Raw genomic sequence first — 24893 nt, forward strand, 5'->3', positions numbered from 1 at the left:
TGAATATAAACGTTTTATGTATGGAGGGATCATGAATGTTCTTTAAATCATACTTTGATGAAAACTTAGCTCAAATGTCTTATATGATAGGCTGTCAGAAGACTGGAGAAGCCTTGGTAATTGATCCTGCAAGAGATATCAGCCCTTATGTAACGACCGCAGAAAAAGAAGGATTCAATATTACTAGTATTACTGAAACTCATATTCATGCTGATTTCTTATCCGGCACAAGAGAACTTGCCGACAAGACAGGGGCCAGGCTTTACCTGTCAGATGAAGGAGATCTTGATTGGAAGTATGGGTTTGCCAAGGAATATTCTCATCAGCTTCTTGAAGGCGGAGATAAATTCTATGTAGGGAACGTTAAACTGGATGTTCTGCATACCCCCGGTCATACTCCGGAAAGTTTATCTTATCTATTAACTGATGAAGGTGGAGGCGCCAGCGTTCCTATGGGTATTTTTACGGGCGACTTCGTATTCGTCGGGGACGTGGGCCGGCCGGATTTACTAGAGAAAGCAGCTGGTGCAGAAGGAACCTCAGAAGCAGGAGCAAGAGAGATGTTTCAATCACTGCAGCATTTTAAAGAGTTACCTGATTATGTGCAGGTGTGGCCGGGTCACGGAGCAGGAAGTGCATGCGGCAAATCGTTAGGAGCTGTTCCATCTTCTACAATCGGGTATGAGAAAAAGAATAACTGGGCGTTAGCTCATACAGACGAAGCGGCATTTAGCAAAGATCTTTTGGAAGGTCAGCCAGAACCTCCGAAATATTTTGCAATGATGAAGAAATTAAACAAAGAAGGTCCGGGATTATTAAAAGAGGAAACTGTGGCTCAATTGAGCTTGGAACAAGTGGAAAAAGCAATCGAGCAAGGAAACGCTGTGATCGACACAAGATCGAAAGAAGCTTTTGCAGACGGTCACGTACCAGGTACAATAAACCTTCCATTTAATAGATCATTCGCCAATTGGGCAGGGTGGCTTATTAATTATGACCAGGATATTGTTTTAATAAGCGAAGCCTCACAAATAAACGATATCAAAATCGCTTTACAGTCTATAGGTCTGGATCGATTAAAAGGATTTCTAACCAGAGAAGAAGTGGACCGGCAGGAAAACTTGGAAGCGTATGAAAGCATAACGGCAGACCAGCTTGACACTAAATATAAAGGTAGAGATGACTATATTGTAATCGACGTAAGAAACCAATCAGAATGGGACGAAGAGCATATGGAAGAAGTGCTTCACGTAATGCTGGGTACCATACCAGATCGGTTAGATGAAATACCTGAAGGAAAAACACCAATTGTCCACTGTCAATCAGGTGTACGCTCAGCTATTGCAACCAGCCTCCTGCAAGCCTATGGCTTTAAAGATGTCCTTAACTTAACTGGTGGTTTTAGTGCCTGGAAAGAGTACGGAGGAAAAATCGCATAAGAAGAGTAGAAGAGCTTGTCCCCTTAAATGTGGACAAGCTTTTTTAAGTAAAAAAAGTCCTTACCCACAAGGGGCAAGGATGAAAAATTTATAGGTATAGGATTAGGGGAGGTGTTAATTAAAAACACCAAAAAACAAAAAACTAACTAAATAACAAAAGAAAGCTTATGCTTCGATAACTAAGGGCCTAGGATGTTGGTCCTCAGTAGTATCATAAACAACAGGTGCTGCCGCTGAAGCTAGTAAAGTAGCTAAGGCGACTACAGCAAAAATCTTCTTCATAAGAGTATCCCTCCTAGTTGAGAATGTTTATTTAACAATTGAATTGCTAACCTTAAGTAAGATGAAGCTTTTTTGTACATTCTTTGCTTTTCCAGCAAATCAGCAAGAAACATAGCATAACGTGTAATGTATATATGATCCTTTCGTCCTTGAAAATATGGAATCACTTCTGATTCCAAATATTCACCCAAAAGGGGATCATCTTTAATAACTTTATTATAAAATGAAAAATGATAAGTATAAGGTTTGGAAGGAAATGTTTCTAATTTCTCTTCCCCAAATTGAACCCACTTTAAGCATCCTTCAATATCACCGAGCTTATAGTTTTCCATGATTAAACTGTGAATTGTATTCAATAATTCCATATAATCAAAAGAAGAGGTAGATTCTTTATTGTAATTTAAGCTTTTTTTAAAATTACTAATAGCTGCCTGGTGGTTTTCTAATCGTGCTTCTAAAGTACCTATATTAATATAAACTAATCTCAATTGAACAGTATCATCTGTTTGGATAGCTATTTTCCTGGCAAGATGGTAGTTTTCTAATGATTTGGGATAATTCTTCAAACGACTATAGTTTATGCCTTGAACTATATGACAGTCGGCGCTTTTTGATAAATCATATTGAGATTTATACATTTCTAATGCTTGATCTGCGTAAAAAATAGACGCAGATACATGAAATGCCTGACTTGTACTTAGTGCTAATAAATAATAGAGATCGCTTGCTTCCCAACTCTCAATCTCTATTGAAAGACTATAATTTTTGGCCTCCATCAATTCTTGAAACGCATCGTTAAAATGACCTTTATAATATTTAACTAGACCTGAGATTAAATGGTAGTAAAACTCCATTTCGTCATCAAGAGTATCTTTATGCTGCTTTAAATTTTCCCAAGTTTCATAAGCCTTCTCTATCTCATTTTCTAAAAAGAGATATCGAATGCGAAAAAGCTCGAAAAAGATATACAATTGATGGTTTTCCAGCGTGTTTTTCTGATTAATTAGATCACTTCGGATCTTTCTTGCCTCATCTTTTCGTTTGAAAACTATTGATTCATACCATTCCATTAATTTTTCCTTGGAAGGGTGATCAATAGTAGACTCGTTAAAGTCTATTCCAAGCCGCTCGTAAAGCATTTCGAGAACTTCAATAGCCGGAACCGTCTGATCGTTTTCGATCTTTGAAAGATAGGCAGCCGAAATGATGCCATCAGCAAGCTGGTTCTGAGTTAAACCTTGCTTAACCCGATGAAATCGAAGCGCTTTACCATATTCCATTTTCCACACACCTAGTTGATCAACTGATGATTTGAGAGAAGGTTGCTCTTTCAAATCTATTTTCAGAATACACGTTCGATGAAAAATTTTCAACTATATTACGAGGTTTCCCAAGTCGTTCTTTTTTCATAGCTTAAGAGGGGTTAAAAAGGACCAACTTTCACAGGTTGTATTATTGTGAATCAGGTTTAATTTTTAGAAGATTGATAAACAGCATTTGAAAATTTACGCTATTTCCCATTTTTAACTCCGAAGGATATGAGTAAACTCCCCGATAAAAGGGTATAAATGGTATAGATAAATCTTTGTCTGTCATTATAAAAGTTAGGAGGAAGATGAGTGGGATATAATGTAACGCAGAAATTAATTAAAGATCATCTAGTTAAAGGGGAAATGACACCTGGATCGGAAATTGGTTTGAAAATTGACCAAACATTAACACAGGATGCTACTGGTACGATGGTCATGCTCGAGCTCGAAGCGATGGGGATTGACCGCGCCAAAACAGAAGCGTCTGCACAGTATGTCGATCATAATTTAATCCAGGAAGACAGTAAAAACCCAGATGATCATCTGTTTCTTGAGAGTGCTGCAAAACGATTCGGGCTCTATTTCAGCAGGCCGGGTAACGGAGTAAGTCACCCCGTCCATATGCAGAGGCTTGCCAAGCCCGGGCAGACCCTGTTAGGTTCCGACAGTCATACTTGTGCGAATGGCTGCATGGGAATGCTTGCCATGGGAGCTGGAGGAATTGACGTGGCCATGGCGATAGCCGGGGAGCCCTTCTATGTCAAAATGCCTAAAATCTGGGGAGTGAAAGTGACTGGAGAGTTCCCGGATTGGGTCAGTGCTAAGGATGCGATTTTAGAAATGCTGCGTCGACATGGAGTAAAAGGCGGGGTGAACCATATTTTTGAATATTATGGACCTGGATTAAAAAATCTTTCAGCCATGGATCGACATGTTATTGCCAATATGGGTGCGGAACTCGGAGCAACTGCAACTGTATTTCCTTCAGATGATGAAACTAAAAAATATATGAAGCTTCAGGACCGTGAAGATGAATGGAAGGAATTAAAGGCTGATGACGATGCTTCATACGATCGACATGACGAAATTGATTTGTCTTCTTTAGAGCCTATGATTGCCAAGCCTTCCAGTCCAGGTAACGTAGTCCCAGTGAAAGAGGTGGAGGGAGAGAATCTTTACCAGTCTTACATTGGCTCTTCCGCTAATCCCGGCTACCGGGATTTTGCCATTGCTTCTAAAATAGTCGAGGGGCGGCATATTGCAAACGGGCTGTCATTTGATTTAAATCCAACGTCCAGACAAATGCTGATTGATTTGTCACAACAAGGTCATATTGCTAATTTCCTTCAAGCAGGAGCGCGCCTGCATCAGGCAGGATGTAATGGGTGTATTGGTATGGGACAGGCCCCGGCGTCAGGGAGAAATAGTTTGCGTACTACGCCGAGGAATTTCCCGGGAAGGTCAGGCACCAGGGAAGACAGTGTTTTCTTATGCAGTCCGGAAACAGCTGCAGTTTCTGCGATTACTGGCAGGATCACTGATCCCCGAAATGCTGGCTTTGATTATCCGGAAGTAGAGGAGCTTGATCAGCCGACTATTGATACAGACCTTCTAGACGCTCCCCTGCCAAAAGAAGAAGCTGTAAAAGTAGAACTCGTAAAAGGACCAAACATTGCCTCTATTCCTAAGATGGACGAGCTGCCTAATGAAATGGAACTTCCTGTCTTGCTGAAGGTAGGAGATGATATTTCAACGGATGAAATTTTAGCTGGAGGGGCTCGCGTGCTTCCTTACAGAAGTAATCTCCCTGAAATCAGCAGGTTTACTTTTGAAATTGTAGATGATACCTATTATGACCGTGCCATGAAACAAAAGGAAGAAGGCGGTCACGTTATTGTCGGAGGTTCTAACTATGGGCAGGGTTCCAGCCGTGAACATGCTGCTCTGGCACCAAGATACATGGGATTAAGAGTGGCCGTCGTTAAAGATTTTGCCAGAATTCATTGGCAGAACCTGGTTAACTTCGGAATTCTGCCGCTTACTTTTTCAAATGAAGAGGGTTATGAAAAAGTAGAGCAGGGGGATACACTGGTGTTTAAGGAGCTGCGGAAGAATATTAAGCGCGATGGGGGATTTGAAGTAGAAATTAAAGGTAAGAATGAAACTGTTCAGCTGGAGCATGCTCTTTCTCCTAGACAATTGGAGATGATGGAGAAGGGCGGATTAATCAACTGGCTGAAAGATCGTTTAGACAAATAGGAAATAAACCTGCGGCTGTACACTCAGCCGCAGGTTTATTTATTCACTAGTAGTATTTAATGGCGTCAGCCCTTTTTCGATTTCTGCTCTTTGTCCTTCCAAAAATGGGGGAAGGGCAAGACGCTGGCCGAGGTTCTCCAAATCTTCATCAGTAGCAAAACCCGGACCGTCGGTTGCGAGTTCAAAGAGAATATGATTTGGTTCCCGGAAGTAGAGAGATTTAAAGTAAAAGCGGTCTACAAGTCCGGAGTTTGGAAAGCCGGCCTTCTGTATAATCTCTTGCCAGCGTGACAGCTCATCTTCATTTTCTACTCTAAAAGCAACGTGATGGACACTGCCTCTGCCGGGTTTTTCGCGGGACAAGTCTGTTCGTTCATCAATATGAACCTCTGCTCCTGTCCCTCCTTCACCTGTATCCAGGATTAGTTTATTGTCAAATTGTCCGGCTTCTCTAAAACCAAGGATATCTACAAGGACCTGTCTGGTCGGCTCTAAGTTGGCTACCGTTAAGTGAACTGGTCCCAGACCTGTAATACCGCGGTCTTTAGGAACTGTGCTTTTTTCCCAGGGAACACCTGCTTTGACTCCTTCGTTCTTTTCGTCAGAAACAAGCATAAGTCTTTGGCCTTCAGGATCTCTAAATAATAATACTTTTCGATCTGCATAAATGGTAATGGTGTCCTGGTCGACATTGAATTGTTTGAATCGCTCCTGCCAGAAATGTAACGCCTCGTCATTTTTCACTCGTAAAGATGTGGTCGAAATACTATGAGTACCGGGATAGGTATGGCCTGCTCGCGGGATTTCAAAAAAAGTTAAATCTGTGCCGGGGTTTCCTTTTTCATCAGCATAAAACAGGTGGTACATCGATGTGTCATCCTGGTTAACTGTTTTTTTTACCAGCCGCATGCCAAGTACATTAGTATAAAAATCGTAATTACTTTTAGCGTTGGCTGTTATAGCGGAGACGTGATGTATTCCTTTAATTTGCATCGTAACCCCTCCTGAATTAATTAATCTCGATTTCAAGATAATTATATAAAATTTAACAGAAAACGTCAATCCTTCTACACTTTATAACCATAAAAAAAAGCGGACTATTATAAGTTCGCTTTTTTGCTTCTTGTTTCCCTTTCAGTCTCTCTTTCCTGTATTTCTTGTTTAATCCATTTGATAAAATCATTGTCTAAATTTAACTCTACCGCTCTTCGATATGTTATTAGAAGAATTCGAAGAGGTAGGTGTTTTAAATTCACTGGGAGGTCCCCCCTTGCTCTAAGTAAGAAGTTCAGTTGACACTGTAGCTGCTCCGATTATTTTTTTTAGGTCGTTGTAGATGGGCTGTGCAAAAACATCATAAGTAATGAGTCCATCGGATAAAGGAAAAGCTACATACTCACGAATGGATTTATTGGATTCAATTACTTGACGTTTAATTTCCATCAGGGCAAGTGTTCCATCATTGTGATCGAGTTCATCATCTCTTTTGCCGATGACGATATCGGTATTGAAGTCGGGGTGAGGGTTAAACATCCAGGTATACCTTAAATCCAAATCGCAGTGTGCGACAATGATAGGAGAATTTCTCAGCGCTACTGTAAAAGGCTCGCTAAGGTGTTCAGTGAAAAAGAGAGAAGTGTTAATATTTAAAAAGCTGGCGATCTGAGCGGCTACCGCCATGCTTGGGTTCCTTGTTCCGCTCTCGATTTGTGCATAATAGGCACGATCAATATGAGCGCCCTTTGCAATTTGTTGTTGTGTTAGTTTTTTTTCTTTTCTTAGTTGAATGAGCCAGTCTCTCATTATTAATCACACCCAATATGTCTATTGTCCTACATAACATATTCGCATTCCTGCCCTAAGTATCCTTGTGGCAGTTTGCAACAAAAGCAAGTCCATGATTTTATATACCCTTTTACCCAAAAAATATTCCTTTTCAGCTGATGTGGCAGGCTTTGTCCATCTTTAAATAAGGTATAGTAATATTTGTGGCTGATCAATAGGTAGAATATCTGCTATGATTAGTCAGGAATGAATAGATAGGGGTTTTTTAAAATGGCTTTCGAGATACTGAATATTATAGCGATTAGTGCTTTTGCTTTTAGTGGAGCTATAGTGGCTTTAAGCGAAAGATACGATATATTTGGGACTTTTATATTAGGAATTGCCACAGCTTTTGCAGGGGGGATTATAAGGAATATGGCATTAGATGTTCCGGTCGTCCATGTATGGGAGCAAGGGTATTTGTTGTACGTGGCCCTTATTACGATAAGTATTGTTTATATATTTCCTAAAAGCTGGGTCATGTTCTGGGATCGATGGAACATTTATTTAGATGCGGTCGGTCTGTCCGCATTTGCTCTCCAGGGAGCCGTGTTTGCTCTCGATGAAAACTTTCCTTTGGGCGGTATTATTTTTGCAGCTATTTTGACAGGAGTAGGAGGGGGAGTAACAAGAGACGTGCTGGCCCAAAGAAAACCGATGGTTCTTCATCAGGAGATATATGCTGTGTGGGCAATGTTAACTGGATTACTAGTGGGAACAGGGGTTATAAACGTGGAAAGCAGTGCCCAATATTACTTGTTATTCTTATTTATTATCGGACTTCGTGTAATGTCTTATCATATGGGGTGGCACCTGCGGTTTCGAGATTTATACCGGATATAATAAAGAGGCTGAGCCAAAAAGGTACTAATCCAGGAAATACCCGGACAATTCATTCGAAATTGACCGGGTATTTCTGAATTTAGCAGTCCCGCTTTGTCCATATACTTCGCTTGCCAGCGGGAACGGCCACAGCTTCTTCGTAAAGGGAAGACCGCTTTCATGCGGGGATTTCGTATGGCTGCATTGTAGGTGGCAATGATTGTTTTGTCACGGCCCCCTATTTATTGACGGAAAAGGTCACCTGAGAGATAACGTTCTCCTGTATCGGGCGCAATGATAACTACAACCTCGCCTGGCTGTTTTTTCTTTGCAACTTCTATCCCTGCCCAGCAGGCAGCCCCGCCCGAAGTACCCAGCAGTAGTCCTTCTTCACGGGCTAGTCTTCGTGTAACGTCATAAGCGTCTTCATCAGTTACCTGGAAAATTTCATCATATACTTCTTCATTTAAAATAGATGGAATAAAACCCGGGCTTGTTCCCACTAATTTATGCTTTCCTGGCTTTCCTCCTGATAGAACAGGTGAGCCTGCAGGTTCTGCGACATGAACCGTCAGATCCTCATAATACTTTTTTAGTTCTTCTCCCGTCCCTGTAACAGTTCCGCCTGTCCCTGCAGTGGAAACGAAAGCTGAGAGGGGTTTTTCAAGCTCTTTCATAGCTTCAATGATTTCCGAAGCTGTCGTGTAACGGTGTGCGTCGGGATTAGCAGTATTTTCAAACTGCATCGGCATAAATGCTCCGTCAATCTCTTCTACCAGCTCTTTAGCTTTAGCTATTGCACCTGGCATTTTATCGTCCCCGGGAGTCAGAACGATCTTAGCACCATAAGCCTTTAATAAGTTAATCCGCTCCTGAGTCATCGTATCAGGCATTACGAGCACAGCCTTGTATCCTCTGGCTGCCGCGTTCATTGCGATTCCTATTCCTGTATTGCCGCTCGTGGGCTCAATTATAGTCGAGCCTTCCTTTAGATACCCTTCATTTTCAGCTTGTACAATCATGTTATAGGATGCTCTGTCCTTCACACTGCCGCTTGGGTTGTAATTCTCAAGCTTCAAGTAAATGTCTGCTCCGCCTTCAGGAGCCAGCCGGTTTAGTTTTACAAGTGGTGTATCACCAATTAGATCAGCTATATTGTCAACGACACGCATGAAGTCACTTCCTTTGTTATGAGTCTCTAATTAAATATTACCATATCTGTTTATTCATACAGAAATACTATGCTTAAATAATAAAAGACCTTATTGCTCTTTAAAACCTTTCTCTTCCAGTAATTTATCTTCTACGAGGGCTTCAGCAAAGCTGAACGAACGCTCGGGAAAAGCGATTTTAAATGCTAATTGGTTTGAATTCAGGTTGAAACGGTCAACTTGAATATCAATATTGCTTTGGGTTTCCATTTGGGTAACGGCTACATAAATGTTTTCTTCATTTGGGTTAACAGTCACCCATTCGGGAAATTTATAGTTTTCAGCTACAAATTCCATTACTTTTTTATTGGGGAGAGGCAGCTGACCAAGGGAAATCCTCTCTTGCTCAAGTACTAAATCACCGTTTTCCTGAACAACGGGTGTCAGTTCAACTTTAATAGGAATAGTTTGCTCGAAAGCACGAATGTTTCCTGAAAGCGTAACATTGCGGTCAAGTGAAATGGAGTAATCAAACACAGTTTGAGTTGAAAGCTCACTTAAATACTCATTAGCTAACTGTTCCATATTTTCCTTTGTAGAAACGACCGTAAATTCGGCATCAGAATCCTGTTTCTCTCGATCTACGTTAACTAGTGTGTAAGAGCTTGGGAGGAAGATAAGAGAAAGCACCCACACAATGATCACTATGTTAATCACAGCTAATATAAAAAAAGAAGTTTTCCAGCGATTTTTTAAAAACATACGCTTAAGCATAAATGCATTCCACCTGTATTATTCCTCTATTTCTTCTCGGATATATTCTAACACGCGCTCAGCCATTTGTTTATAGCCTTCCTCATTAGGATGGAAGTGGTCTTCTTCCCATAAGAGTTCATTTTCTTTTTCTTCGAATACGTCCTCAATCGGAATGAAGGAAGCGTTTGAATGGTCATCCACTACCTCTTCGCTTACATTGTTCCACTCAGTCATTATTTGAGAGAGAGCGGGGATGTCATCAAAATATTGATTAAAAGGATTGTATAAACCAATAAGGTAAATAGAAGCATCTGGATTTGATGTCTCAACTTGAGTAAGGATCTCTTCAAGCTCATCACGGTAATTTTCACGGGCAGGGTAGAAGTCGTCGTGGCTGAGACTTGTGAAGTTCTCTTCGATCACTTGTACAACGTTATTAGCACCAATGGTAATTAGAACTAAATCTGCATCTTCAACTGAAGAAGAAATCTCCTCAGATTCCATACGAGTAAGCAGTTGGTCGGTTCGGTCTCCCTTTCGGCCAAAGTTATCGATTGTAAAATCAGCCGTTTCATCATTATCATTAATATTATCTTCTAAAATTCCGATGTAGCCCCCGTTATCTGTTCCGTCACCTACGCCCTGGGTAAGGGAATCACCCATAGCTACCACTTCTAAATCGTCTCGTACAAATAAGTTCCGTGCATTATCAATGACTCCGGAAAAGACTTCTCTCAGTCCGTCACTAACTGTTCCTTCTTCCTCATCAGATGTATCCTCTGTATCGTCTTCTTCCTCATCCGGCCTCTCTTCCGTATCATCTGTATCTTCCCTATTTTCATCTTCCTCCTCAACAGGGGTCTGCTCTTCTGCACGGTTATCTGTCCCATTTTGTTGATCCTCTAAAGGGTTACTGACAAAAGTGAAGACGATTAAAGTAAGGAAGATGAGTGAGAAGATGAGAAGCACGAGCCATTTAGTTTTTTTCATCTATGATCACACCTGTTATTATTTAATGAGTTATGATTATTATATGGGCATGGGTCTAAATAAGGGATAAAAAGAGATACTTTTCTCACAGGTATTTTACCCTTGATGATAATGGATTATTTTTCATTACTTGTAACCTATATTATAGCACTTAAAACTATAAAATAGACATTCGATATAAACGTATGAGAGGTGACGGTACGTGTTAGAAGAAATTGAGGGGAGGTGCCGGGTATGCCGGATAAAGTAAGTATTTCTGTACGAGAGTTAATGGAATATGTCTATAGGAGAGGCAGCATTGATGATCGGTTTCGTTCAAACACTTCTTTAGTAGAGGGGACAGCGATCCACCAATCTGTTCAGCGCGAGTATGCAGAGGGTGACGAAAGTGAAGTGTATTTAAAACGGGAATATCAAACGAACCAAGTTACTTTATTTATTCATGGCCGCTGTGATGGTCTTTTGAATAGTTCTGAAGGCGTAGTTATTGATGAAATTAAATCTACAGCGATGGATTTAGATGAAATTTCGGAGGCAAGCTATCCTGTTTATTGGGCACAGGCAAAGGGTTATGCCTATATTTATGCGAAAAATGAAGAATTAGAAGAGATAAAGGTCCAGCTTACTTATGTACAGAAAAGAACAAAAGAAAAGAAGCGGTTTGTTCATAATTTTTCTATTGCAGAGCTGGAAAGCTTTATGAACGAGTCTGTAGAGGAGTATTTATCTTATGCCAAAGTACTTACTTATATAAAAAGAGAGAAGGAGAATTCGATTCCCGGCCTGATGTTTCCTTTCCCGAACTATAGGAGCGGCCAGCGTCATTTAGCCGGTGCTGTATACCGAACTTCTCAAGAAAAAAGAAATCTATTTGCCCAGGCACCCACGGGTATTGGTAAGACAATTTCTACTCTATTTCCTGCGATCAAATCAATGGAAGAAGGTAAGCAGGAGAGGATTTTTTATTTAACTGCAAAGACAGTTACCAGGCAGACAGCAGAAGAAGGCCTGGCACTTATGGAAAAGAACGGCTTGATGCTGCGTTCCGTTACTTTAACGGCTAAAGATAAAATCTGCTTCAAAGAAGAGACAATCTGCCAGCCGGATTATTGTGAATTTGCAGATGGTTACTATGACCGGATTAATGGGGCGGTAATTGACGTATTACAAAATGAAACACAAATAACGAGAGCAGTCGTGGAAGGGTATGCAAGAAAACATCGCGTCTGCCCTTTTGAATTTTCTCTGGATTTAACTGATGTCGTAGATGTAATCATCGGTGATTACAACTATGTGTACGATCCAAGAGTAGCCTTAAAAAGGCTGATGCCGGAAAACAAAAAGAAAACGACTCTGCTGGTTGACGAAGCCCACAACCTAGTGGAGCGGGCTCGTGAGATGTACTCTGCTTCAATTTTAAGAAATGCTTTTTGGGAGGTAGAGGAAGAATGGGCAGGTAAAGATGAAAAATTATCTCAGTCAGCTGGATCCGTACAGAAGGATTTACGCGCATTAAGAAGTGAGACGGAAAGTATTATTGATGAGGTGCCTGGAGCACTGGAAGAAAACTTAGAAAGGTTTGTAGAACGTGCAGAGAATGTTTTAAGAGAAGAACATGAGGGAGAAGAGGTGGAAAAGTTACTTGATTGCTACTTCTCCAGTCAGAACTTTACGAAAATCCTTGCTTTACTGGATGATCATTATAAAATTATAACTTCCAATGAAGGCGTAAAGTTATATTGTGTAGATCCTTCTAATGTGTTGAGGAATATAACAAAATCCTTTAGATCCAGTATCTTTTTTTCTGCTACACTTTCACCCTTCGGTTATTACAAAGAAATGCTGGGCGGCCGGGAAGAGGACTATATATTAAAACTTCCTTCCCCGTACAATGCCGATCAAATCATGGTGAAGATTGCCCCGTTGTCTACAAGGTTTAAAGATAGAGAACAAAATGCAGATAAATTAGCTGAACTATTGTATAACCAGGTGAAAAATCAAAGTGGCAATCATTTGTTTTTCTTTCCCTCCTATCAATATATGAACTTGGTTTATAAAGCTTTTCTGCCGCTGGGGAATGCAGCCACAGCTGTCCAGGAATTCGGTATGACGGAAGAAAGAAGGGATGATTTCCTGGCTCAGTTTGTTCCGGGAGGATCTCTCGTGGGGTTTGCTGTGCTGGGCGGCGTCTTCTCTGAAGGGGTTGACCTGCGAGGTGATCGGTTAAATGGAGTGGCTGTGGTTGGAATCGGTCTGGCTCCCCGCAGTTTTGAAAAAGAATTAATAAAAAACTATTTCTCCGGGCTGGGCAGGAATGGATATAATTATGCTTATGTCTATCCTGGTATGAATAAAGTGCTGCAGGCAGGCGGACGCTTAATCAGGTCAGAAGGTGATCATGGTGTTATTCAATTAGTCGATGACAGGTTCCTAAACCAAACGTATCAGCAGCTATTACCTGAAGAGTGGCGCCATTATGAAATTGAAAAATAAAATCATTTCCTGGGAAATAAAACGTATTTCTGTCGAAAAAAGAGATGAACAGCCTCCCCTGTGCATATGTGTGGGGAGGCTGTTCAAATTTAGTCGATGATAGAGAAAAATAAAAGTTTCATTGTAGAGCATTTAGGTAATGTTCATAAAATAGTCAAAAAATATAGGAGGATAGTTTATGGCGGGAGGAAAAGTTAAGAATCGGTGGCTCATTGCTTTAGGAGCAGTTGGGATACATATTTCAATCGGCTCCGTTTATGCGTGGAGTAATTTCACAGGGCCCTTAGGAGAAGAATTTGGATGGTCTTCTCAACAGGTGCAGCTTACATTCAGTATTGCTATATTATTCCTCGGGCTTTCTGCAGCATTTTTAGGCTGGTTTGTTGAGAAATATGGACCGCGTATAGCGGGAATTACTTCTGCTGTCCTCTTTGGTGTTGGTGTATTCGGCTCAGGGTTCGCCATCCAATTAGAATCTCTATGGGCCTTGTATTTCTTTTATGGAGTATTAGGAGGCATAGGACTTGGAGTCGGGTATATTGCTCCTGTATCGACTTTAGTAAAATGGTTTCCAGACCGAAGAGGGTTAGCTACTGGAATGGCTATTATGGGTTTTGGATTTGCAGCAGCTATTGCAAGTCCGGTTATGGACTGGCTTATTGGAACAGCCGGAATCGCTATGACGTTTTTTGTTCTGGGAGTAAGTTATTTTGCCATAATGATCTTGTCTTCTTTATACTTATCGAGACCGCCTGAAGGATGGACCCCGAAAGGCTTTAATCCTGAAGAAAAGAAGGATGTTAAATCGCAGGATTTGGCTAACATTCGTGCCAAAGAAGCTTTGAAAACAAAACGCTTTTATTACCTTTGGATTATGTTGTTTATCAATATCACTTGTGGAATCGCAGTGATCTCAGCCGCTAAACCTCTGGCTGAGAATACGGTAGGTATGGGAACTGCCGCAGCAGCCACTCTGGTCGGGGTTATGGGTGTATTTAATGGACTCGGCCGCATTGGATGGGCTTCGGCATCGGATTATATGGGTCGTTCGAATACGTATATTATCTTCTTTGCTTTGCAGATTCCCCTGTTCATGCTTCTGCCTGTCACAACATCAGTTACTTTATTTGTTGTATTCTTTGGCGTTATTTACACCTGTTACGGAGGTGGATTTGCTACGCTTCCTGCCTTTATTGGGGATTTATTTGGGACGAAAGAGCTCGGAGCCATCCATGGATATATTCTCACTGCATGGGCGGCCGCCGGTTTGGCCGGGCCCCAGTTTGCAGCCATAATGAATGATGTCACAGGCAGTTATGCAAACAGTATGGTTTATTTTGGAGCACTTTTTATCCTGGCATTAATCGTTTCCGTATTAACTAAAGTAGACATAAGGAAAAAGCAGTCCATCATGAGGGAAGAGCAAAATCAGAGAAGAAATGTATAAGTCAATTTTAAAAAGTTATAAAGCCAACTTTTCTTAGACAGGCTGCTTAATAAACTGGTCCACTCGGGCCGGTTTTTTTGTTTGATCATTAAGAAACTTGTACAATATTAGTAACATAAAGAAGTGGAGGGGCTCAGATGAGGAGATTTGGTTGGATCTTGATAGTATTACTGGCAGCTTGTCAATCACCTGAGAATGAACCTCAAACTCAGCCTGAGGAAGAAGATCAGACCCAGACTTCAAATGAAGGGTTTATTGAAGTTGCCTCTGGTTTAGAATCGCCCTGGGATATCGAAGAGGACGATGGATTAATTTATATTAGTGAACGGGAAGGAACGATTGCCCGTGTTTCGAGTGATAATCAAATTCAAAGACAGTCGTTATCAACAGATAAAGAAATCACTCAAATTGGGGAAGGCGGTCTGCTCGGATTAAAGCTCGACCCTGATTTTGAAAACAATCAAACAGCTTTTGCTTACCACACGTATGAAGAAGAAGGGGAGATTAATAACCGGGTGGTGCAGATAAGGTATGATGGCGAAGGATGGCGGGAGGAGAGAGCCCTGCTTGAAGATATACCTGGAAGCAATTTTCACAATGGGGGGAGAATCGAGATAGGACCGGACGAAAACTTATACATTACTACAGGAGATGCCCAGAATGAGCAGTTGGCTCAGGATGAAGACAACTTAGCAGGAAAAATTCTCCGCATGGATGTAGAAGGGAATGTCCCGGCAGATAACCCTTTTGAAGATTCTTATGTATATAGTTACGGTCATAGAAATCCCCAGGGTATGGGGTGGAATGAAGACGGTCAATTATTTGCCACGGAACATGGGCCGACAAACCATGACGAAGTAAATCAAATAGAGGCAGGAAGTAATTATGGGTGGCCGGAAATCGTAGGAGATGAAGCAAAAGAAGGGATGGAAACTCCTCTTTTTCAAACGGGCAGCGATACATGGGCTCCTTCAGGAATGGTTGTTGTCGATGATCAGATCTATGCAGCTTCGTTGAATGGTCAGGCATTAAAACGGATAAACCTGGACGGGAGCAATCCTGAAAACGTGACAGAAGAATATGGAAGGCTGAGAGATGTTGAAGTGATCGACGGAGAGATTTACTTTATCAGTAACAATACGGACGGACGGGGAAGTCCTGAAGATCAAGATGATCAGCTGATTCGTTTGAAGCCTTAAAGCATAAAGCAAGCCAGAGTTCGTTTAACCACTCTGGCTTCTTGTTATGCTTCGGAAATATTTTTGCCCTGAACAAAGACTAATATAGCAAAGCTGATAAAAGCGAACATGAGAATTGTTCCGCCTACAATAAAGAAAATCGTGTTAAAGACGCCTAATCCGCCAAATGGCTGAGTAAAGTACAGCCACATTCCGACGGTTAATCCAAATACGCCGACGAAAGAGCTCCAAACGTGGAATTTAGCAAGCTTGGATGTCTTTGGTATTGGAAATACTTTATAAAAAATAGCGAAAGCGAATAAAGAAAGCCATCCAACGACTAATATATGAGCGTGTACGGCATTTAGCTGGTAGCTGCCTCCCCCAGCCATGTGAGAGCCCATAAAAGAGCCGATCAAAGCATAAATGGCTGCAACCCTGACAAAAAAACGTGTTCGATCCATGGAATAACCTCCGCACTTATAGATTCTGTGGTCATTATACAGCAAAGTCAAAACGAAGAGAAACCAATTTGGAGGAATGTCGGAAAAGATTCATATTTCTTGTTTATTTGGAAAGCGACCCTTTTTCTTATATGATAAGGAAAATAGGGAAGGGGCGTTAAAATGGAGAAGAGATTGAACAGATTTTCTACATACTTAAGGGAGAATAATATTGAGGCCGCTTTTATTAATTCACCGGAAAACGTATTTTATTTAACTGGTTTTCTAACGGACCCTCATGAACGATTACTGGGACTGCTCGTTTTCCCTGAAGTTGATCCAATCGTCGTACTGCCGGCCATGGAAGAAGGACAAATTAAAAGCGCAGGCTGGTCTTATGAGGTAATTGGATATGCAGATCACGAAGATCCATGGGAGAAAGTTAAAGAAAAATTACGCCGTAATGACTTAGCTGAGGTAAGAACAGCAGGAATTGAGAAACAGGTGCTGAGCTACGGGAGAAGTGAAGCCCTTCTACAGTTATTTGAAGGTCCCGATGTTATAGATATAGAATCAGAGTTGAATGAAATGCGCCTAGTGAAGGATGAACAAGAAGTGAAAATTATGCGGGAAGCAGCTGAGCTGGCTGATGAGGGGATCGAGGCTGGAATTAACGCCTTAGCCGAAGGGGTTACTGAAATGGAAGTGCTCGCTGAAATTGAATACCAGCTGAAGAAAAAAGGTGTTTCTCAAATGTCTTTCTCTACAATGGTGTTATTCGGAGAAAAGTCCGGCCAGCCTCACGGAAATCCAGGAGATAGAAAGCTGAACAGAGGAGACCTCGTGTTGTTTGACCTTGGGGTTGTGTGGAAAGGATATACCTCTGATATTACGAGAACCTTTGCTTTTCAGTCGATTACAGAAGAGAAGCGATCCATCTATGACAAAGTGCATGAAGCTCTTCAGGCTTCTTTGGCCATAAGTAAGCCTGGGAGTCGTATAGGTGATCTAGATCAGACAGCCAGAGAAGTCATTGACGAAGCCGGATACGGTGAGTTATTTCCTCATCGGATTGGACATGGGCTGGGCATCAATGTTCATGAGTTTCCATCGATGAGTCATTTAAATGACGGCATCCTGAAAGAAGGGATGACTTTTACAATTGAACCTGGAATTTATGATCCGACAGTGGGAGGCGTGCGCATAGAAGAAGACGTCCTTATCACAAAGCACGGCTGCGAAACCTTAACTAAAACCCCCACAGAACTAAGAATCATTAAATAAACCAAAGCCTGCAGGCAGCATCGAAACTGCCCGCAGGCTTTTTTTCTTTTTTCTCTGGGTGCCGGGTACACAATGGGTTTATACGTCTTAGGTCTTAGTGAAAGATATGTCTCTGGATCATTATGCCGGCTGGGTTTTGCCAGTATGATGAAGGTAAGTTAAAGAGAAGGAGGGAAACATGGAAATGAAGAAATTTTTGCTTTTTCTTGCCGCGTTGGTGGCTTTGATTGTTGTACTGGCGAACCTGGGTCCTATGATTTTGTTAGGGGTTAGTGTATGGCTTCTTTACGTTGTATTTAAGCAATTTATGAAGAGCGATTCTACAGGCGGTAAGGTTGGATGGGTAATTGCCGGACTGATTGTATTAAGTGTAGCGGTTTCTAATATTTATGCCGTCATTGGATTGGCTGCGGCTTATGCCATTTACCTTATTGCGAAAAACTGGACAAGCAGTAAAGAAGACTCAGTCTCAAAGCCGGCCAATGAGGCCAATGATCCGTTTACCAATTTTGAAAAACAGTGGTCAGAACTAAAAAATTCCTAAGGAGAGATGAACGATGGCTAATTTATTTACTCGCTTGAAAGACACCATTTCGGCTGATTTTCACGATGCTTTGGATCAAAAGGAAAAGAAAAATCCAATTGCTATGTTGAATCAATATTTACGCGAAAGTGAAAAGGAAACAGAAAAGGTACGCAGGCTGGTGGAACGTCAATACCGTTTAAAAGACGAATTTGCCCGGGAATATCAGCGCTCTGAAGAAATGGCTGCAAAGAGAAAACACCAAGCTGAAGTAGCGCAGAGAGCCGGGGAAGACACGATGCATGAATTTGCTGTTAAGGAACAGCAGGAATATGAAGCAAGAGCTGAACGTTTGAAGCAGTCTCGTTTAGAGGCAGTTGAGCAATTAGGCGTATTGGAACAAAAATACGAAGAAATGAAGCACAAGCTTAAAGACATGCATTTAAAACGGATGGATCTGATGGGGAGAGAAAATATTGCACGCGCTCATTACCGTATGAACCAGGTGATAGAAGATACATCGGACAAGCCATATTCCAGATTTGCGGAAATGGACCGCTATATTGAGGATTTGGAGTACAAAGTGAATAGCTCGTACTATCGAAACACGTTTGACAGTAAAGTAGCGCAGCTTGAGAAGGATATGAAGGATAAAGAGAATATTACGGGTTAATTATAACCATGGTATGATAGAAGACGCAGTGAACTGCGTCTTCAGTTTGTTGAGAAACCATTGTTTTCTCTTTCATCTAGAAAGTGTGTACACATTTCTTGCAGGATTAGGAGTAAAGGGTTTTAGGAATCGACTCCCTTTCCATGGCCCAATCGGTGTGGGTTCCAGATCAAGCAGACTTTCCGCCTGCCCCGCTTAAAAGCGGCGTTTTTTCCTGTTCCTTTTCTCTAGATTCTAATGGAGGGACTATGAGATACCATGTGTACATCCATCCAAGCTTTTTCAACAGCCTGAAGACGCAGTAAACTGATTCTTGTTACATAAATAGAGAGAGCAAGACGCTTGAAAGGGGGAATCGCAATGTTAAAAAGGTTGTCTACAGATACGGTTAATCTCATACTGCTCATCGGAGCGGTTCTCCTGGTAATGGAAGTCGTTTTCTTCAATGGTGGATTAATTTTTTCTGTTGCTTTCTCAGGGTTGCTTATCTATTTGGGGTGGACGCGCTACGCTAAATTGTGGGGCAAAGTGATCTTCTGGATTGGAGCGGTGAGTCTATTTATAACGGCAATTAATATGATAGCTGTTCGTTTTCTGATCATCGCTGCTCTAGTTATGGCCGTTCTCCATTACCATCGTTCGAGAAATGAACCGAAACGGATAGAGCCGGAAATCGTTGAATCCCAACTGGATAGTGGCGATCCTGTCCTCCGTCAAAAGTTTTTTGGGAACGAATCTACACCAGGCAGAGCTTATAAATGGCAGGACATTAATATTCATGGCGGATTCGGTGAGCGTGTAGTGGATTTAAGCAATACGGTCCTTCCTGAGGGGGAGGCTGTCATATCCATTAGACATCTAATAGGCAGTGTATATATTTATGTCCCCTATGAAGTGGAAGTGTCGGTTGAGCATAGCTCGGTCTTTGGAAGAGCAAGCATTTTTCAATATAGAAATACAAAGCTCATCAATCAAATTATTAGTTATCAGACTCCTGAGTATTCCACTCGTAAACCAAGAGTCAAAATTATCACCTCAATCGGCTCTGGAGATATTGAGGTGAAGCGGATATGAATACGTGGAAAAAACAGCTGACTATCAGTGTGCTGATGTGCGTCTTATTGGCTTCTGCTGTATTGAGTATGACATTAATTGCTTTTCCATTACAGAATTGGGGAGACTTATGGAGCACCCGGGTCATAGACCTGCCGTTTGTTGTATTTGTACTGCTTCTCGCCGTCGCTATCGGCTTGTTTATAGGAGGGGGGCAGGCCTGGTTTAGCCGCCGGAAAATGAACTATATTGAACATCAGCTGGAAGAGATTTCAAATGGACAGGAGCTGTTGTATGAATACGAACAGCATAAAGAGCTGTCAGTGATTGAGGAAAAAATGAAGAAAATTGAAGGCAAGTTTTCCTCTCAGGCAGAAATGGCACAAAAGCTTGCATCCGAGCGGGCTGAGGAGCGTGAGAAGAGTTTGCAGGAAGTCGTAATCCAAGAGAGGAATCGACTAGCGAGAGAGCTGCACGATTCTGTAAGCCAGCAGCTATTTGCAGCTTCTATGCTTATGTCTGCTGTTAACGAAAATCGTTCCCTTGAACAAGAGGAGGAGCTTAAACGTCAACTGGCCATGGTCGAGAATATGATTCATCAGTCACAGCTTGAAATGAGAGCGCTCCTTCTTCACCTTCGTCCCGTAGCTTTAAAAGGAAAATCACTATCCGAAGGGTCAGAAGAATTATTAGCTGAACTGACACAGAAGGTGCCTATGGAAGTAGACTGGACAGTGGAACCCCTATCACTTGATAAAGGAATTGAGGATCAATTGTTTAGAATACTGCAGGAAGCGGTGTCTAACACACTCAGGCATGCAAAAGCAGATTCCCTTCAAGTCATGCTGATCGAAAGAGATAAGCATATTATTCTCCGGGTGGTTGATGACGGAGTCGGCTTTAATGTAGAAGAATCTAAAGCAACCAGCTCTTACGGCCTGCAGAATATGAAGGAAAGAGCGATTGAGGTTGGGGGAACAGTGAAAGTCATTAGCTTAGAAGGAGAAGGCACAAGACTTGAAGTTAAGGTGCCCGTTTTAACTAAAGGAGGGGAACCGTCTTGATTACTGTACTCTTTGCAGATGATCATGAAATGGTGCGAATTGGGGTATCTGCCTACCTGTCTTCACTAGAGGACATCGATGTTATAGCGGAAGCTGATGATGGGACGGATGCGGTTGAATTAGCGTTAGAACACCGGCCCGACATAATATTGATGGATTTGGTGATGAAGGAAATGGACGGGATTGAAGCGACAAGGAAAATTGTTGAGCAATGGTCTGATGCTAAGATTATTATCGTAACAAGCTTTCTTGACGATGAGAAGGTGTACCCGGCTCTTGAAGCAGGGGCAACAAGCTATATGTTAAAAACTTCTAAAGCTGAAGAAATTGCCAAAGCCATCCGTGAAACTTATGACGGTCAATCCATTCTTGAACCAGAAGTAACCGGCAAGATTATGAATAAGATGCGTGCCACTCAGAATAAACCACTCCATGAGCAGTTAACCACTCGTGAAAAGGAAATATTAATGCTTATGTCCGAAGGGAAAACGAATCAGGAAATTTCGAGTGAGTTATACATTGCTTTAAAAACAGTGAAAGTTCATGTGAGCAATATTTTAGGTAAATTAGATGTTCACGATCGTACCCAGGCAGTAATCTACGCTTTTAAACACGACTTGATTCAATAAGCCTCCACTATCTTACAGTGGAGGCTATTTTTCTAACATAACAAATAGAAAGCCTAACAGCAGTACAAGGTAAAAGATCATTAATTTTATATAAAGTCTGCGCATGTAATCACCTTTTCTGAGAAGCTTAGGACCGAAACCTACTTCATCCTATGTTGGAAAAGGTTGTTCGATGAATACTGTGCTTGTTTTCTTTTGTTTAGGGAATAACAAGAAGAAGAGGTGATGTCTTTGAAATGGGAAAATCCTTTATCAAAAACGCTCAGCTGGTCAGGAGAAATAAAGAATCGGTCAGAGAAGGAAAAGCTGGCTCAAACCATAAGCACCAGAGCTTTAAGCGGAGACATAATAGGAGTGGGATCAGGATCCACATCTCTGTTGGCATTGGAGGCAATCGGCCGGCGGGTGCAGGAAGAATCCTTGAAAGTAATGGCTGTCCCCACATCTCAGGAGTCAGCTCTTAATTGCCTCTATTATGGGATTCCGATTACAGCTCTTACTTCCGCCCGGCCCGATTGGGGATTTGACGGGGCAGATGAAGTAGATGATCAGGGTAATTTAATAAAGGGGCGTGGCGGAGCTTTATTTGCTGAAAAGCTGGTGATGGCCAGTTCGCCGAAAACTTACATTTTGGCAGATAAAAGCAAGCTTGTGCAGCACCTTGGAGAGAAAAGCTTCGTCCCTGTTGAAATTGACCCAAGAGCTGTTCATCTTGTAGAAAACCTGATGATTAAAGAGTTTCAGCCTGAGCTGATCCAATTAAGGATGGCTGAAGCAAAAGACGGACCCGTTATTACTGAATCAGGAAATATACTTTTAGATGTTAAATTTAATACAATTCATTATAAGATGGACAAGGATATTAAAGCATTGCCTGGAGTTATAGAAACAGGGTTGTTTTTTGATTATAAAGTGGAAATTTTAACTTCTTAAGCCCATTTATTCAATAATCATTGGTATGTTTTCATACTTTTTCTATAATAGTAGTATATCCTTCCATCACAAAGGGGAATCACTATGGGACTTCCAGCTAGCCTAATGTACCACGACGCACGTTACCCGTACATTATTCTGACTCCAATTGGGAAGAAAAATAAGCAGATCCGATCGATTGGCCACAAGTTTGAAAGAGGCATACTTTCAAGAGTTAACGAGGCCATCAACGAATATTCTGCCGAAAAAAGTATTAACGTTGAACAGATACAATCTTTTTTAAAAATAGAAGGAAGGGCGATACTGCCGGTATCATTTTCCAAGGATGGAATATTACATCCTCATCTGATTAAGCCTGAGTTCTTTCTATGGAAGGAGCACTCTGCGGAGCACGGGCTGCCTCTTAAAGCCGAATACAGGTATGAAACAGATTTTACTCGTTTGTCCTCTGCACAATTAGAGCGTCACATTCGACAAGTCATCGATGATTATGAGTTCGTGGCTTCCGTAAGCTTACAGTCCAGGGATGAATGGGTGAATCAAATAACAGAAAGCTTTCATAACCATCCGATCGCGGCTCTGTTTCATGAAAAGGAGCAGATAATCTCATCGATTGAGACAATGAACCAATCAGCACTGCTTTCTTTGTTAAAATATCCAGAAGATGTAGCTTATTGGCGTAACCGAGTAGATATTGTGATGCGGCCTTTCCGGAGTCTTCCTGACGCCTGGCTCAATGAAACCGGAGAATGCTGTTCTCATGATAAAGATCTTCATTTTGTCTCTAATCAATCCATGATTCACTGCGTGTGTGAAATTTGTGATCTTAGAATTTTTTATTTCACAGCAGATAATGAAATGATGCTGGAAGAGAAGTTTGATGTTCACTTAGCCCGCAGGCGGGTGGACACGCTGCACCACCAATTTAATAAGATTGCCGACAAGAATATAGAGCTGCTGCATCAGCTGCGGCAGCTGTCTTTTCTAAAAGAGAGCTTTCAACCTTATGTTCAAAAGCTTACAGAAGCGTTGCAGCTGTCTGAGCAAATTGAGCGTTATGAGGTAGATGAACCTTTGGCAGCCTCTTATCCATTACTTGAAATGTATAAGAAGCTGGAAGCATCAATACTGCCTGTCGATTCATTCGAATCCAATCTCTTATGGCTTTCTCAAGTTGAGCTTTACAACGTCACGATGATAAAACAAATAGAGGAATGGCTGAGGGATCTTCCTGAAGATATGGACATGGCACTGGACCATCTGCTGGAGGAATTGCAGGAGCTTCTGAACGAAGTGACCTACCAGGATGACGACATTATTATTACTGTTAAAGGCCGGTCATTAGATTATAACTCAGTTCAGCATGTTCTCGATCTTATTCATTATTACGGCACCCAATACCCGGCGCATACGCTAGTTCAAGTATTGGCTGGGAAATCAACGAATAAGCTGAGAAGACTGAAGCTTCATGAAACACGCTGGTTTGGCCTTCTTGAAGATTGGCCTGAGAAACATATTCAGCGGCTCTTTAATCAACTGGAAAAACAAGGATGGCTTATGAAACAGCAAAAAGGCTATTCGATCAGTCAATTTGCGGAAGAGGTTATGTGAGAAATTTATATCAGAGCTCTTAATACGAGCTCTGCCATACATACATTAGATTATAAGCAATCAAGGAGGACGTCTACATGAAATCTATCTTTCATCGGGCACTCGGTGAAAAATTTAATCGTTTACATCCGGAGCTTCAAAAAAAGTTTGGTCTCACCAGTGAACAGAAAGTGATGATTCTTGGTCAGGGTAGAATGACAGAAATCAGAGGCACTCCTCTATGGCTGCGCCCCTTTTTGAACCTGGGTGCGAAGGATCATTTAATTTTTGCTGAACGCGGGAAGAATGTTCCTTTTACACTTGAAAATTACTCTTATGTTGACGAGCAGGGCAGGGAAGCGGTCAGTTATGTGCGCAGGTTCTTCTTTCCTTATGCTATCAGAGGCTTTGATGCTGCTATGTATTATGATGAAGAGGAACAGGCGATCGTAGACTGTTTGGGGAAATCCTCCTCAATAACGACTGTACTAGAAACAGATGTGACAAAAGAAGGCGGACTGCTTCTTCAATCGAGAAAACTGAACGTAAAAAGCTCATGGACGACGACGGATCTGACTACTTCTTTATATGAGCATTATGATGAAGAAGAACAGGCATTTAGAGTCCATGTTCATGTTGAACATCCATGGTTAGGGACGCTGATCATGTATGAGGGAGTCGTTCATACAGAATTTCTGCCTATTACGATGAATCATATACCTGATCGGGGAATTTTATCTTAAACGAGGT

23 protein-coding genes are annotated in these 24893 nt (G+C 41.6%); 15 read left to right on the forward strand and 8 right to left on the reverse strand.

From position 1 onward, the window contains the following. Positions 1–35: 35 nt before the first annotated feature. Positions 36–1439: an MBL fold metallo-hydrolase gene (locus tag LF822_RS10715; RefSeq protein ID WP_253924020.1), complete on the forward strand. Its 1404-nt coding sequence runs from the start codon at positions 36–38 to the stop codon at positions 1437–1439. A gap of 278 nt (positions 1440–1717) precedes the next feature. Here LF822_RS10715 and LF822_RS10720 read toward each other — a convergent pair whose 3' ends face one another. Continuing rightward, the gene (locus LF822_RS10720) at positions 1718–3001 is read right to left on the reverse strand and encodes a helix-turn-helix transcriptional regulator (protein WP_253924021.1); all 1284 of its coding nucleotides are present in this window, start codon (positions 2999–3001) and stop codon (positions 1718–1720) included. Positions 3002–3340: 339 nt separating this feature from the next. On the opposite strand from LF822_RS10720, the gene LF822_RS10725 reads away from it, so the two are divergent. After that, a complete protein-coding gene (locus LF822_RS10725; RefSeq protein WP_253924022.1) occupies positions 3341–5290 on the forward strand; it encodes an aconitate hydratase in 1950 nt (649 codons plus the stop codon). A gap of 39 nt (positions 5291–5329) precedes the next feature. Here LF822_RS10725 and LF822_RS10730 read toward each other — a convergent pair whose 3' ends face one another. The 3 genes from LF822_RS10730 to LF822_RS10740 all read right to left on the reverse strand — a co-directional run bounded on the left by LF822_RS10730 (position 5330) and on the right by LF822_RS10740 (position 7093). Then, a complete protein-coding gene (locus LF822_RS10730) occupies positions 5330–6283 on the reverse strand; it encodes a ring-cleaving dioxygenase (RefSeq protein ID WP_253924023.1) in 954 nt (317 codons plus the stop codon). A 107-nt stretch (positions 6284–6390) separates the two neighbouring features. Further along, complete coding sequence (gene sda / locus LF822_RS10735) at positions 6391–6546, reverse strand: sporulation histidine kinase inhibitor Sda (protein ID WP_253924024.1); 156 nt, start codon at positions 6544–6546, stop codon at positions 6391–6393. Positions 6547–6565: 19 nt separating this feature from the next. Further along, complete coding sequence (locus LF822_RS10740; protein WP_253924025.1) at positions 6566–7093, reverse strand: helix-turn-helix domain-containing protein; 528 nt, start codon at positions 7091–7093, stop codon at positions 6566–6568. Positions 7094–7345: 252 nt separating this feature from the next. Between LF822_RS10740 and LF822_RS10745 the strand changes: the two genes are divergently transcribed. After that, positions 7346–7957 (forward strand): trimeric intracellular cation channel family protein, encoded by a 612-nt coding sequence (locus tag LF822_RS10745; protein WP_253924026.1) that lies wholly within the window; start codon positions 7346–7348, stop codon positions 7955–7957. Positions 7958–8178: 221 nt separating this feature from the next. Here the strand turns inward: LF822_RS10745 and cysK are convergent, their stop codons facing one another. From cysK to LF822_RS10760, 3 genes are all read right to left on the reverse strand, one after another. Beyond that, positions 8179–9108 (reverse strand): cysteine synthase A, encoded by a 930-nt coding sequence (gene cysK / locus LF822_RS10750; RefSeq protein WP_253924027.1) that lies wholly within the window; start codon positions 9106–9108, stop codon positions 8179–8181. Between the two features lie 90 nt (positions 9109–9198). Further along, a complete protein-coding gene (locus tag LF822_RS10755) occupies positions 9199–9861 on the reverse strand; it encodes a YpmS family protein (protein ID WP_253924028.1) in 663 nt (220 codons plus the stop codon). Between the two features lie 18 nt (positions 9862–9879). Next, positions 9880–10833 carry an SGNH/GDSL hydrolase family protein gene (locus LF822_RS10760; RefSeq protein ID WP_253924029.1) on the reverse strand — a complete coding sequence of 318 codons (954 nt, stop codon included), beginning with the start codon at positions 10831–10833 and terminating at the stop codon, positions 9880–9882. 234 nt (positions 10834–11067) lie between these two features. Here LF822_RS10760 and LF822_RS10765 point away from each other — a divergent pair, with 234 nt between their 5' ends. The 3 genes from LF822_RS10765 (at position 11068) to LF822_RS10775 (ending at position 15972) form a co-directional block, all read left to right on the forward strand. Next, a complete protein-coding gene (locus LF822_RS10765) occupies positions 11068–13326 on the forward strand; it encodes an ATP-dependent DNA helicase (protein ID WP_253924030.1) in 2259 nt (752 codons plus the stop codon). A 178-nt stretch (positions 13327–13504) separates the two neighbouring features. Further along, positions 13505–14773, forward strand: coding sequence for an L-lactate MFS transporter (locus LF822_RS10770; RefSeq protein ID WP_253924031.1), 1269 nt, complete (start codon positions 13505–13507; stop codon positions 14771–14773). A 137-nt stretch (positions 14774–14910) separates the two neighbouring features. Beyond that, positions 14911–15972, forward strand: coding sequence for a PQQ-dependent sugar dehydrogenase (locus LF822_RS10775; RefSeq protein ID WP_253924032.1), 1062 nt, complete (start codon positions 14911–14913; stop codon positions 15970–15972). A 44-nt stretch (positions 15973–16016) separates the two neighbouring features. Here the strand turns inward: LF822_RS10775 and LF822_RS10780 are convergent, their stop codons facing one another. Continuing rightward, positions 16017–16415, reverse strand: a complete 399-nt coding sequence (locus tag LF822_RS10780; RefSeq protein ID WP_253924033.1) for a hypothetical protein — start codon at positions 16413–16415, stop codon at positions 16017–16019. Positions 16416–16577: 162 nt separating this feature from the next. Here LF822_RS10780 and LF822_RS10785 point away from each other — a divergent pair, with 162 nt between their 5' ends. The 9 genes from LF822_RS10785 (at position 16578) to LF822_RS10825 (ending at position 24886) form a co-directional block, all read left to right on the forward strand. Further along, complete coding sequence (locus LF822_RS10785) at positions 16578–17678, forward strand: M24 family metallopeptidase (protein ID WP_253924034.1); 1101 nt, start codon at positions 16578–16580, stop codon at positions 17676–17678. Between the two features lie 184 nt (positions 17679–17862). Beyond that, a complete protein-coding gene (locus LF822_RS10790) occupies positions 17863–18222 on the forward strand; it encodes a lmo0954 family membrane protein (RefSeq protein WP_253924035.1) in 360 nt (119 codons plus the stop codon). 13 nt (positions 18223–18235) lie between these two features. Next, the gene (locus LF822_RS10795; protein ID WP_253924036.1) at positions 18236–18874 is read left to right on the forward strand and encodes a PspA/IM30 family protein; all 639 of its coding nucleotides are present in this window, start codon (positions 18236–18238) and stop codon (positions 18872–18874) included. A 360-nt stretch (positions 18875–19234) separates the two neighbouring features. Next, a complete protein-coding gene (gene liaF / locus LF822_RS10800; protein ID WP_253924037.1) occupies positions 19235–19948 on the forward strand; it encodes a cell wall-active antibiotics response protein LiaF in 714 nt (237 codons plus the stop codon). After that, positions 19945–20991 (forward strand): sensor histidine kinase, encoded by a 1047-nt coding sequence (locus tag LF822_RS10805; RefSeq protein ID WP_253924038.1) that lies wholly within the window; start codon positions 19945–19947, stop codon positions 20989–20991. The genes liaF and LF822_RS10805 overlap by 4 nt, the downstream gene beginning before the upstream one ends. Continuing rightward, complete coding sequence (locus LF822_RS10810) at positions 20988–21620, forward strand: response regulator transcription factor (RefSeq protein ID WP_253924039.1); 633 nt, start codon at positions 20988–20990, stop codon at positions 21618–21620. Before LF822_RS10805 ends, LF822_RS10810 begins: the two co-directional genes overlap by 4 nt. A gap of 225 nt (positions 21621–21845) precedes the next feature. Beyond that, on the forward strand, positions 21846–22553 hold the full coding sequence (rpiA, locus tag LF822_RS10815; RefSeq protein ID WP_371925882.1) for a ribose 5-phosphate isomerase A: 708 nt from the start codon (positions 21846–21848) through the stop codon (positions 22551–22553). A gap of 84 nt (positions 22554–22637) precedes the next feature. Continuing rightward, the gene (locus LF822_RS10820; RefSeq protein WP_253924041.1) at positions 22638–24164 is read left to right on the forward strand and encodes an RQC-minor-2 family DNA-binding protein; all 1527 of its coding nucleotides are present in this window, start codon (positions 22638–22640) and stop codon (positions 24162–24164) included. Between the two features lie 77 nt (positions 24165–24241). Then, entirely contained in the window at positions 24242–24886 is a 645-nt protein-coding gene (locus LF822_RS10825) for a DUF4166 domain-containing protein (RefSeq protein ID WP_253924042.1), read from the forward strand. Positions 24887–24893 lie beyond the last annotated feature (7 nt).

This window comes from Halobacillus sp. A5, from assembly GCF_024189315.1.
Taxonomy (GTDB): domain Bacteria; phylum Bacillota; class Bacilli; order Bacillales; family Halobacillaceae; genus Halobacillus_A.